Source organism: Pseudomonas sp. IT-P171 (assembly GCF_949767765.1).
Taxonomy (GTDB): Bacteria; Pseudomonadota; Gammaproteobacteria; order Pseudomonadales; family Pseudomonadaceae; genus Aquipseudomonas; species Aquipseudomonas fluorescens_B.
Genome location: NZ_CATKQN010000022.1, coordinates 367377 through 378357, shown reverse-complemented (window position 1 = coordinate 378357; position 10981 = coordinate 367377). Strand labels below are relative to the sequence as shown.

The following is a 10981-nucleotide window of genomic DNA, read 5'->3' as shown; positions in this document are numbered from 1 at the left end:
AGTCGCCCGTGCAGCCCTCATGGCCGCATGCGAACGAGCATTCTACCCGGAAACGATGGTGAGGAAAGTGGCGTTGTTCCACGATGCATGCACTGCGCTGTAACGGGGCTCACTTAAAATAAGGGCGTTTTGCTGAACTTCAAGCCAGTTACGGCAGAAGTTACTTGTTGATTTAATGGGTAAAGCGCGCGCAAAGCAATGGGTCGGGTGCATCCGGTGCTTTCTGCTACCATGGCGCCTCTGTTACTTCAGGTGTCTGATCATGGCATTTCGCCCTCTTACGGCCAGAGCACCCGCCGTTCTGCTTCGCGAAGCCAAACCGCTGAAAGCCATTTTTGGCCATGCTCAACGCCTGGGTCATTTACAACGTCTGCTGGAAAGCCAATTGCAGCCTGCCGCCCGCGAGCATTGCCACGTGGCATCGTGGCGCGAAGGCAGTTTGTTGCTGATTGTCACCGATGGTCATTGGGCAACTCGTCTGCGTTATCAACAGAAGCGTCTGCAACGGCAGTTACAGATGTTTGATGAATTCGCCAGCCTGACCCGGATTCTGTTCAAGGTGCAGCCACCGACCGTTCAGCAAGGGGCGGCGGGGCATACCATCAGTTTGTCCAGCGATGCGGGCGCGACCATTCAGGCCACGGCGGAGGGGATCAGTGATCCGAATCTGCGAGCGGCGCTGGAGCGATTGGCGGCGCACGCCAAACCCAAGGATTAAAGGCTGCGATCTTTTGCTTTCAGCGGCGTTTACTGCCACCGAGCAGCGAGCCCATCAACCCGCGCACCAACTGCCGCCCCAACTGATTGGCCGCCTGTCGCATTGCCGATTTCAGTGCCTGCCCTGCCGCCGTGCCGAGGAACTCCCCAGCCTTGTCGGTGAAGCTCGGTTCCTCCGCCGCAGGTTTGCCCGGCGCCGCTTCGGGCTCTGGTGCCAATCCTTTACGCCCCATCAACACTTCATACGCCGATTCCCGATCAACCGGTTTGTCGTACCGCCCCTTGAACGGCGAGCCGGCGATCAGCAGCGTGCGTTCCGTCTCGGTTAGCGGCCCGATCCGCGATTGCGGCGGCGCGACCAATACGCGCTGGACCATCTCCGGCGTGCCCTTGTCCTGCAACGTGCCGACCAGCGCTTCGCCAATCCCCAGTTCAGTCAACACCGACAAGGCGTCGAATGCGGGGTTCGGACGGAAGCCTTCGGCCACGGCCCGAAGGGATTTCTGTTCCTTGGCCGTGAACGCGCGCAAGCCATGCTGGACGCGCAGGCCAAGTTGAGCCAACACGTCATCCGGCAAGTCGCCCGGCGACTGGGTGACGAAATACACGCCGACGCCTTTCGAGCGAATCAGCCGCACCACTTGCTCCAGACGCTCCTGCAATGCCTTGGGTGTATCGGCAAACAGTAAATGGGCTTCATCGAAAAACAGCGCCAGCAACGGTTTATCAGCATCGCCGCGTTCCGGCAGTTGTTCGAACAGTTCGGCCAGTAGCCACAAAAGGAACGTCGCGTAGACCTTGGGCGCCTCGTGCACCAGGCGACTGGCATCCAGCAAATGAATGCGCCCCCGCCCCTCGGCGGTCGGCTGCAAAATGTCTTCGAGTTGCAACGCCGGCTCGCCGAACAGTGCTTCGGCGCCCTGTTGTTCCAGAATCGCCAGGCGCCGCAACAGGGCCTGACTCGATCCCGTGGTCATCAGCGCGGCGTCGTCCCCCAGCGATTCGGGGTGGTCGCGCAGGTGATTGAGCAGTGCCTTGAGGTCCTTCAAATCCAACAGCAGCAAGCCTTCACGGTCCGCGACCTTGAACGCGGCGTACAACGCCGACTGCTGACTGTCAGTCAGTTCCAGCAGGGCGCCGATCAATAACGGTCCCATTTCGCTCAAGGTTGTGCGCAATGGATGACCGGACTGGCCGTGAATGTCCCACAGGGTGACCGGATAAGCCTGAGGCGTGTGGTTCAGCCAGGGCATCCCGGCGATGCGCTCGGCAACTTTGCCTTGAGGGTTGCCGGCCGCGCCAAGACCGCACAGGTCACCCTTGATATCCGCGGCAAACACGGCCACGCCAGCATCGCTGAACGCCTCGGCCAGTTTTTGCAAGGTGACGGTCTTGCCGGTCCCGGTAGCGCCCGCGACCAGACCGTGACGGTTCGCCAGGCGCATGGCCTGGGCGATCGGCTTCCCCGCGAGATCGGCACCGATAACGAGTTGCGATGAATCAGGCATTTGGTCACCCATGGTTAATCTTTAATGCTGCACGGCCGATATAAAAGACTGAAAAGCGTCGGTAATCCCCCTAAGGAGAGGACGGAAATATCAGCTTGTTTTCATGATCGCCCACTGCGCTTTTTCCTATAAAAGCACGCCTTGGGCCTTAAGACCTTAGCGGAACCCCGAGCCATGAACAAAAATCTGCGCTTCAGCCATAAAATCCTGCTCGCCGCGGCACTCATCGTCATTGCCGCGTTCGCCTCGTTCACACTGTACAACGACTACCTGCAGCGCAACGCCATTCGCAAGGACCTGGACAACTATCTGCAAGAAATGGGCAGTGTGGCTGCCAACAATATCCAGACCTGGCTGACCGGACGCAGCTTGCTGATCGAAAACCTCTCACAAAGCATCGCGCTGAACGCCGACATCGACAACGTCGCCAAGCTGCTGGAGCAGAAAGCAGTGACGTCGACCTTCATGGGCGCCTATCTGGGCAACAAGGATGGCACCTTCATCATCCGGCCGGACAGCAAAATGCCGGAGGGCTATGACCCCCGCGCCCGTCCCTGGTACAAAAGCGCCCAAAGCACCAGCGGCCCGGCACTGACTGAACCCTACATCGATCTGGCCTCCGGCCAGCTGGTCATCTCCATCGTCAATAGCGTCCTCAAGGACGGTCAGAACATCGGCGTGGCCGGCGGCGACCTGAGCCTGCAAGTGATCGCCGACAGCCTGAATGCGATGGACTTCAACGGTATGGGTTATGCGTTCCTGATCAGCGCCGACGGCAAGATTCTGGTGCACCCGGACAAAGCGCTGGTGATGAAATCACTGGCCGAGGCGTACCCGAAAGATACACCGCGCATCAGCAGCGATTTCAGTGAAGTTGAAGTCGATGGCAAAACCCGCATCGTCACGTTCACGCCGATCAAAGGCCTGAATTCCGTCAACTGGTACATCGGTCTGTCGGCGGATAAAGGCAAAGCCTTTGCGAAGCTCAGCGAATTCCGCGCCTCGGCGGTCGTGGCGACCATCATCGCGGTCGCCATCATCATCGCCCTGCTGGGCATGTTGATCCGCCTCCTGATCCAGCCGCTGCACGTCATGACGCGCGCCATGGCCGATATCGCCGATGGTGAGGGCGACCTGACCAAACGCCTGACTATCCAGAACAATGATGAATTCGGCGTGCTCGGCACCGCGTTCAACCGTTTCGTGGAGCGCATTCACGGTTCGATCCGCGAAGTGTCTTCGGCCACCGGGCAGGTCAACGAAGTCGCCCTGCGCGTGGTCGCGGCCTCCAACTCGTCGATGTACAACTCCGACCAGCAAGCTTCGCGCACCAGCAGCGTCGCCGCCGCCATCAATCAGCTCGGTGCCGCGGCCCAGGAAATTGCGCGCAACGCCGCCCAGGCCTCGAGTCAGGCCAGCGACGCCCGCAGCCTCGCCGAAGACGGCCAGCAAGTGGTGGATCGCAGCATTGTCGCGATGAACCAGCTGTCGAGCATGCTCAGCGCCTCCAGCACCAACATCGAATCGCTGAACAGCAAAACCGTGAACATCGGGCAGATTCTCGAAGTGATCACCAGCATTTCCCAGCAAACCAACCTGCTGGCGCTCAATGCTGCGATCGAGGCCGCCCGTGCCGGTGAAGCCGGGCGTGGTTTCGCCGTGGTGGCCGATGAGGTGCGCAACCTGGCGCACCGCACGCAGGAATCGGCGCAACAGGTGCAGACCATGATCGAGGAGCTGCAAGTCGGCGCCCGCGAATCCGTCAGCACCATGAGCGACAGCCAGCGTCACAGCCAGGACAGCGTGGAAATCGCCAACCTGGCGGGAGAGCGCCTGAACAGCGTGACCTTGCGCATTGGCGAGATCGACGGGATGAACCAGTCGGTGGCCACGGCAACCGAGGAACAGACGGCGGTGGTCGAGTCGATCAATGTCGACATCACCGAGATCAACACGCTGAACCAGGAAGGCGTGGAAAACCTGCAATCGACATTGCGGGCGTGTTCGGACCTGGAGCAGCAGGCGGCGCGCCTCAAGCAATTGGTGGGCAGTTTCCGTATTTAGTGTTTCCCGGACCTGTGGTGAGGGAGCTTGCTCCCGCTGGGTCGCGAAGCGAGCCCAACATTCTGTGGGTGTGTCAGATCTGACGCACCGTCTGAATGACGACGGCTTCGCAGCCGAGCGGGAGCAAGCTCCCTCGCCACATAACGGTCCAAAGTTCCAGCCCCCGTCACAAAACCCCAACCGAACATCTATCCTTCATAAAGGTCAACCAACGGAGAACAACGGATCGGAGGAATGCTCATCGTGCATATCGCTGACATCACCATGTTCTACGCCCCTGCCAGCGGTGGCGTGCGCACGTATCTGGATGCTAAACACCGTCGCTTGGGTATCAAGCCCGGCATTCGTCACAGCCTGCTGATCCCCGGCGCACACCTGGGTGAACAGGATGGCATTTACACGGTTCCAGCCCCCGCCCTGCCCTTCGGCAAGGGTTACCGTTTCCCTCTGCGCCTCGCGCCCTGGCGCAATGTCCTTCAGGATTTGCAACCCGATCTGATCGAAGTCGGCGACCCGTACCTCACGGCCTGGGCCGCGCTCGACGCCCGGCGACAACTCGATGTGCCAGTGATCGGCTTTTATCACTCGGACCTGCCGCTGCTGGTCAGTAACCGCATGGGCAACTGGGTCACCACCAATGTCGAGGCCTACGTCAGCAAGCTGTACGGTAATTTCGACCGGGTGCTGGCGCCGAGCCGGATCATGGCCGACAAATTGATTACCCTGGGGGTGAAGAACGTTTTCGTCCAACCCCTGGGTGTCGACCTGCACACCTTCCATCCCGATGCACGAGACCCGGGCCTGCGCGCAGAACTGGGCATCGATGAAAATACCCATCTGCTGATTTTCGCCGGACGCGGCTCCAAGGAAAAAAACCTGCCGGTGTTGCTCGACTGCATGAAGCGCCTGGGCCGCCGCTATCACTTGTTGTTGGTGGGTTCGTCGATGCCGGCGGTGGTGCCGGACAACGTGACGGTGGTCGATGAGTTCTGCCCGGCGACGCAAGTGGCACGGCTGATGGCCAGTGCCGACGCGCTGCTGCATGCCGGCGATCAGGAAACCTTCGGCCTGGTGATTCTCGAAGCCATGGCTTGCGGCATTCCGGTGGTGGCCGTGGCAGCCGGGGCCTTTCAGGAAATCATCAACTCAGACTGCGGCCTGCTTTGCGCGCCGAACAACTCAATGGCGATGGCCAACGCCGTTCGGGAGTTGTTCGGTTCGGGCAGTGCCGTTCTGGGCCAACAGGCTCGCAGTCATGTCGAGCGCCATTATTCCTGGGACACGGTGGTCAACAGTCTGCTGGGCCATTATTACGCCGTCCTCGGCAGCCAATGGCCGCGGATCGCCAATGGCTGAGCCCATGAACGCGCCCAGCCTGCTATTGGTGTTGCATGACGTCGCCCCACAAACCTGGGCCGACTACCAACCCTTTGTCGAAGCCGTCGACGCCTTGGGCGCAGTGCCGATGACCTGGCTGGTGGTGCCGGACTTTCACAAACACAACGATCTTGAGGCCCATCCGGGATTTCGACGGATGCTCACCCGCCGTGTCGCCCGAGGTGACGAACTGGCGCTGCACGGCTATTTTCATTGCGATGAAAGCCCGCCCCCCCACACACCGCGAGACTGGTTCATGCGTCGCATCTACACCCACGAGGGCGAGTTTTACAGCCTGTCTGAGGAAGCCGCCCTCGCACGTCTGCATGCCGGCATTGAAGTGTTCCATCGCTACCACTGGCCGCTGGAGGGTTTTGTCGCCCCGGCCTGGCTGATGAGCGAAGGAACGCGCCAGGCCTTGCGCCAGTTACCCTTGAGTTACACCAGCGATCCGCTGCACCTGTATCGCCTGCCGGATTTCACCCCGGTCGATGCGCCGGGGTTGGTGTGGAGTGCACGCAGTGCCTGGCGTCGGGGTGTATCGAAGCTGGTCAGCGATCAGCGTGAACACCGCTGGCGTCGCGCTGCGGTGATTCGCCTGGGGTTGCACCCGGTGGACATGCGTCACCCTTTCTCACGCAATTATTGGCTGCAAACCCTCAAGCGCCTGCTCGACGAGGGCCGTGTGCCGATGACCAAGGCGCGGTGGCTGACGCTGCACACCGACCGCGTCGGTCGCGCCGCATGAGCCGCGCAATTGTGTTGTTTGTCGCGCTGCTCGTTGCGGTGCTGATTCCTCTGTTACTTGGCGGTAACCAGACCTGGTCGCGACTGCAGAGTTTTCCATTGAACTGGCTGTTGATCATGTTCGGCATGATCCTGCTGTGCTGGGTGGTGAACACGATGCGCTTGCGCCTGTTGCTGGGTGATCAGCGCGACAAGGTCAGTCCGGTCAAAAGCCTTGGCGTGGTGATGGCGGCCGAGTTCGCCTACTGCGCCACGCCGGGCGGCAGCGGCGGACCGCTGACGATCATGGCGCTGCTGGCACGCAACGGCGTGCGCCCGGCACGGGGTAGCGCCGTCTTCGCCATGGATCAACTGAGCGACCTGCTGTTCTTTCTCTGCGCGTTAATCGGGATTCTGATTTATGCGCTGTTCCAGCACCTCAGCGAACGCATGGAATGGCTGCTGACGGTCAGTGCCATTTCGATGTTTGGCGGGCTGCTCAGTTGCGTGGTGATCGCGCGCTATCATCGGCTGCTGATTCGCCTGAGTGGACGCTTGCTCGTGCGCCTGAATGTCAAAGGCAGCACGCGAATGCGTTGGGCACGAAAACTCCTGCATTTTCTGGCGGCATTCACTGACACGCTGAAGTTGCCCGCTCAGACGTTGATCAAGGTGTTTGTCCTGACCTGTGTGCATTGGGTCCTGCGCTATAGCGTGTTGTACCTGGCGTTGCGCGGGCTCGGTGCGGATTTGCAGTGGGCCTGGAGTTTTCTGATCCAGATGCTTTCGCTGAGCGCGGGGCAATTCAGCCTGTTGCCGGGTGGCGCAGGGGCTGCGGAATTGACCTCGGCCGCGCTGCTGGCACCCATGGTGGGGAAATCCACGGCGGCGGCGGCGATTCTGATTTGGCGGGCGGTGACTTATTACTTTTATCTGGTGGTTGGGGGACCGGTGTTTTTGTTGATGCTTGGGCGGCCGTTGTTGAAGAAGTTGATGAGGTTTAGGCAGGCTTAGGGGGGGTGTTTTTTGTTGTGTACATATCCGGTGCTGCAGCAACGGATATGCACACAAAAAGCGACCGCACGCCAAACCTCAAGACCGCTTCACCGGCAATCCAGCTCCTTCAGGGCCAGAATCCGGATTCAACGCCTCCCACAACTCCGCCGCCCCCGGAAACTCCGTCCCGTCTTCAGGGCTCAAGTCATCCGGGTCGTAGCGGCTCAAACACCCCTCCCCCAATGTCGCGGGGGCCTTGGAAGTAGCTTTGTCCAGTGGATCGGCCATGGTCATGTCCTCAGTGCAGAAACGGCGAAGGGCCTGAGCGATTGAACGCCCAGGCCCTTCGAATTTCAACCGTGTCGTGCGGGGATCAGAACACCACGGTCTTGTTGCCATGCACCAGCACCCGGTCTTCCAGGTGATAACGCAGACCACGAGCCAACACCATCTTCTCGACATCACGCCCGAAACGCACCATGTCTTCGATGCTGTCGCTGTGGCTGACACGCACCACGTCCTGCTCGATGATCGGGCCGGCATCCAGCTCTTCAGTGACATAGTGGCACGTCGCACCGATCAGCTTTACCCCACGCAGGGAAGCCTGGTGATAAGGCTTGGCGCCGACGAACGACGGCAGGAAGCTGTGGTGAATGTTGATGACCTTGTGCGCATATTCACTGCACAACTCGGGCGGCAGGATTTGCATGTAACGGGCAAGTACCACCACTTCGGCTTCGTGCTGTTTGACCAGGCGCGAGACTTCGGCGAACGCCGGTTCTTTATCCTGTGGATTGACCGGCACGTGGTAGTAAGGAATACCGTGCCACTCGACCATGCTACGCAAATCGTCATGGTTGGAAATCACGCAGGAGATTTCGCAGTCCAGTTCATCGCTGTGCCAGCGGTGCAGCAAGTCGGCCAGGCAATGAGACTCGCGGCTGGCCATCAACACCACGCGCTTTTTCTGCGCGGTATCAGTAATGCGCCAGTTCATCGAGAACTCTTCGGCAATCGGTGCGAACGCTTCGCGGAAGGCCTCGATACCAAAAGGCAGCGAATCGGCCCGAATTTCGTGACGCATGAAGAACCAGCCACTGAGATTATCCGAGTGATGGCTCGCTTCAGTGATCCAGCCGTTATGTGACGCCAGAAAGTTACTGACTTTAGCAACGATGCCGACGCGGTCCGGGCAAGCAATCACCAGCCGAAAAGTGCGCATGGGGGGGAAACTCCAGAACTTCGCAAAGGCCGCATTCTAGCGATTGCGCGGAAAAACTGCAGTATAGATGACACCTTGCGTTGTGCGGGGATGGCAGGCACACGCGTTGAAAGCACTCGCTCACCCGCGCAATGGTGCTCTTGTTGCCAATCTTCAAGTGCTCAATTGTGAATATCTGTGATACCTGGGTCACACTATTTAACTGCGCATCCAGCGTGCGCCCTATTCACGACAACTAATTCAAATAAACTCCGGTTTAATTGTTTACTTGATGAAACACCCTGACTATTATTGCCGCACTGTCACCTGCCATCCAGCGCTTAACATAAGGTAGTCCCCATGTCCTTGATCAACGAATATCGCGCCACCGAAGAAGCTATCAAAGAGCTGCAAGCCCGTTTGAAGAACCTGTCCCAAGACGACAAACTGCAAACCGAGCTGGAATTCGAAGGCAAACTGCGCACCCTGATGGGCGAATACTCCAAGTCCCTGCGTGACATCATCGCGTTGCTGGATCCAGAATCCAAAACCAAGGCACCACGCGGCGGCGCAGTAAAAACTACTGGCACCAAGCGTGCTCGCAAAGTTAAACAATACAAAAACCCGCACAACGGTGAAGTCATCGAAACCAAAGGTGGCAACCACAAGACTCTGAAAGAGTGGAAAGCCAAGTGGGGCGGTGACGTGGTTGAAGGCTGGGCTACCCTGCTGGGCTAAGCCACAACGCTTTTCGCTGAAAAAAAGAACGCCAGCAAACGCTGGCGTTTTTTTATGCCCGGCATTCAGTGCCGGGCATTTCAGTTTCAAAGATTCAAACGTTTGCGCAATGCCTGGACATAATTGCTCCACTCGTTGAGCACCTCTTGCTGGAATGGCGTCGCCGTAATGTTCAAGTGGGCTGCGGCCTCTGCAAAAGTTTCCAGCGTATTGGGCGCACCCCACTCAGGATCTGACAAACGTTGCTGACAGAATATTCGCCAGCGTTCTTGCTCTTCGAAACTCAACGTGTCGGGAAAGTTACGTGCTCGATATCGAAACAATAATTCGGGTAAACGTTCATCATCGAAAGGCCATTGTACCTTTGCTAATTGCGCCGGGTCAGCTGCCCGGACTTGCTCACAAAGGCGCCGATCCCGATCACCAATAAAACCATCGTATAACTGTTGCTCGGGGTCCTTGCTCTGGGTGAAATCCTCGCTGGCATAAATGGCCTGAACTTTATCTCGCCAAACTTGCTGTGCGTCACTTAGCCGCAGCGTGCGCTCCTGATATAACGCCATGTCCAGCCCCAGGCGTTGCTGATCAACGGGACGAAGTACCGACAGGGGCGCGACCACCGGGCATTTGTTGATGTGGATAAGCTTGAGCGGCACCGGCAACTCGCCCTCGGCCAGATCTTCGCGACGGGTATACAGGCGCTGGCGCAAGGCGTCAGCATCCAGATCAAGCAAGCCCTGGGGATCCAGGTGCAAGTCGCAGACAATCAACGCGTTCTTGTTGCGCGGGTGCCAGGCCAGCGGCAGCACCACGCCGACATAACTGCGTGCGGCCGAAAAGCGCCCGGAAATGTGCACCATCGGCTGCAACAGCCGAATCTGATCCATCACTTTTTGTTTACCGCGCAACTGAAACAGCCAGTCGTACAGCTTCGGTTGTTTCTCTCGAATCAGACGCGCCAGCGCAATGGTCGCTCGAACGTCCGACAGCGCTTCGTGAGCATTGCCGTGATCGATGCCATTGGCGGCGGTCAGGCGTTCGAGTTTGAGCGTTACCCGCCCCTCGTCATCCTTGGGCCAGACGAGGCCATCCGGACGCAAGGCATAGGCGGCGCGCACCACGTCGATCAAATCCCAACGACTGTTACCGCCCTGCCACTCGCGCGCATACGGGTCGAAAAAATTGCGATACAGGCTGTAACGAGTCATCTCGTCGTCGAAGCGCAAGGTGTTGTAACCCGCGCCACACGTGCCCGGCGCCGCCAGTTGGGCATGCACCCGGGTCATGAAATCCGCTTCGCTCAAACCGTGCCCGGCCAATTGGCCCGGTGTGATGCCAGTGATCGCGCAAGCCGCCGGATGCGGCAGGATGTCCTCGCTGGGCTGGCAGTAAAGATTGACCGGCTCGTCGATGACATTGAGATCGAAGTCAGTGCGAAGGCCCGCCACTTGCAGCGGACGGTCGCAACGGGGGTTGATGCCGGTGGTTTCATAGTCGTACCAGAAGATCGAGGTCACGGGCTATTCCTGAACTGAAGATCGGCGAAGTCTAGGCGTTTGCATCCCGCCCCGGCCAGTGATCTTGCATTCAATCACCTCTCGCCACGCACCGTGCAATACATAGTTATGTCGTTTTCCCCCAAGAGGCTGCTAGC

The 10981-nt window shown here is 59.0% G+C and carries 10 protein-coding genes; 6 read left to right on the top strand and 4 right to left on the bottom strand.

Annotated elements, in window-relative coordinates:
• The first annotated feature begins 262 nt into the window (after positions 1-262).
• Complete coding sequence (locus ACM6I5_RS16685; RefSeq protein WP_017340487.1) at positions 263-718, top strand: DUF721 domain-containing protein; 456 nt, start codon at positions 263-265, stop codon at positions 716-718.
• Between the two features lie 19 nt (positions 719-737).
• Here the strand turns inward: ACM6I5_RS16685 and ACM6I5_RS16680 are convergent, their stop codons facing one another.
• Positions 738-2225 (bottom strand): helicase HerA-like domain-containing protein, encoded by a 1488-nt coding sequence (locus ACM6I5_RS16680; protein WP_031319089.1) that lies wholly within the window; start codon positions 2223-2225, stop codon positions 738-740.
• A 174-nt stretch (positions 2226-2399) separates the two neighbouring features.
• Here ACM6I5_RS16680 and ACM6I5_RS16675 point away from each other — a divergent pair, with 174 nt between their 5' ends.
• From ACM6I5_RS16675 to ACM6I5_RS16660, 4 genes are all read left to right on the top strand, one after another.
• Entirely contained in the window at positions 2400-4289 is a 1890-nt protein-coding gene (locus ACM6I5_RS16675) for a methyl-accepting chemotaxis protein (RefSeq protein WP_414877862.1), read from the top strand.
• A 234-nt stretch (positions 4290-4523) separates the two neighbouring features.
• Positions 4524-5645, top strand: a complete 1122-nt coding sequence (locus ACM6I5_RS16670; protein ID WP_414877861.1) for a glycosyltransferase family 4 protein — start codon at positions 4524-4526, stop codon at positions 5643-5645.
• Entirely contained in the window at positions 5638-6414 is a 777-nt protein-coding gene (locus tag ACM6I5_RS16665; RefSeq protein ID WP_414884237.1) for a DUF2334 domain-containing protein, read from the top strand. The genes ACM6I5_RS16670 and ACM6I5_RS16665 overlap by 8 nt, the downstream gene beginning before the upstream one ends.
• Positions 6411-7406, top strand: a complete 996-nt coding sequence (locus tag ACM6I5_RS16660) for a lysylphosphatidylglycerol synthase transmembrane domain-containing protein (RefSeq protein ID WP_017340492.1) — start codon at positions 6411-6413, stop codon at positions 7404-7406. Before ACM6I5_RS16665 ends, ACM6I5_RS16660 begins: the two co-directional genes overlap by 4 nt.
• 78 nt (positions 7407-7484) lie before the next feature.
• On the opposite strand, the gene ACM6I5_RS16655 is transcribed toward ACM6I5_RS16660, so the two are convergent.
• Together ACM6I5_RS16655 and purU are read right to left on the bottom strand one after the other, a co-directional pair.
• Positions 7485-7676, bottom strand: a complete 192-nt coding sequence (locus ACM6I5_RS16655; protein ID WP_017340493.1) for a hypothetical protein — start codon at positions 7674-7676, stop codon at positions 7485-7487.
• Positions 7677-7761: 85 nt separating this feature from the next.
• Entirely contained in the window at positions 7762-8610 is an 849-nt protein-coding gene (gene purU, locus ACM6I5_RS16650; RefSeq protein ID WP_017340494.1) for a formyltetrahydrofolate deformylase, read from the bottom strand.
• A 339-nt stretch (positions 8611-8949) separates the two neighbouring features.
• On the opposite strand from purU, the gene mvaT reads away from it, so the two are divergent.
• Positions 8950-9327 (top strand): histone-like nucleoid-structuring protein MvaT, encoded by a 378-nt coding sequence (gene mvaT / locus ACM6I5_RS16645; RefSeq protein ID WP_007933316.1) that lies wholly within the window; start codon positions 8950-8952, stop codon positions 9325-9327.
• An 86-nt stretch (positions 9328-9413) separates the two neighbouring features.
• On the opposite strand, the gene sbcB is transcribed toward mvaT, so the two are convergent.
• Positions 9414-10844, bottom strand: a complete 1431-nt coding sequence (sbcB, locus tag ACM6I5_RS16640) for an exodeoxyribonuclease I (RefSeq protein WP_414884236.1) — start codon at positions 10842-10844, stop codon at positions 9414-9416.
• Positions 10845-10981 lie beyond the last annotated feature (137 nt).

Coding starts and splice junctions, on each gene's coding strand:
- ACM6I5_RS16685 (WP_017340487.1), top strand. CDS start 263: ATGGCATTTCGCCCTCTTACGGCCAGAGCACCCGCCGTTCTGCTTCGC.
- ACM6I5_RS16680 (WP_031319089.1), bottom strand. CDS start 2,225: ATGCCTGATTCATCGCAACTCGTTATCGGTGCCGATCTCGCGGGGAAG.
- ACM6I5_RS16675 (WP_414877862.1), top strand. CDS start 2,400: ATGAACAAAAATCTGCGCTTCAGCCATAAAATCCTGCTCGCCGCGGCA.
- ACM6I5_RS16670 (WP_414877861.1), top strand. CDS start 4,524: ATGCTCATCGTGCATATCGCTGACATCACCATGTTCTACGCCCCTGCC.
- ACM6I5_RS16665 (WP_414884237.1), top strand. CDS start 5,638: ATGGCTGAGCCCATGAACGCGCCCAGCCTGCTATTGGTGTTGCATGAC.
- ACM6I5_RS16660 (WP_017340492.1), top strand. CDS start 6,411: ATGAGCCGCGCAATTGTGTTGTTTGTCGCGCTGCTCGTTGCGGTGCTG.
- ACM6I5_RS16655 (WP_017340493.1), bottom strand. CDS start 7,676: ATGGCCGATCCACTGGACAAAGCTACTTCCAAGGCCCCCGCGACATTG.
- purU (WP_017340494.1), bottom strand. CDS start 8,610: ATGCGCACTTTTCGGCTGGTGATTGCTTGCCCGGACCGCGTCGGCATC.
- mvaT (WP_007933316.1), top strand. CDS start 8,950: ATGTCCTTGATCAACGAATATCGCGCCACCGAAGAAGCTATCAAAGAG.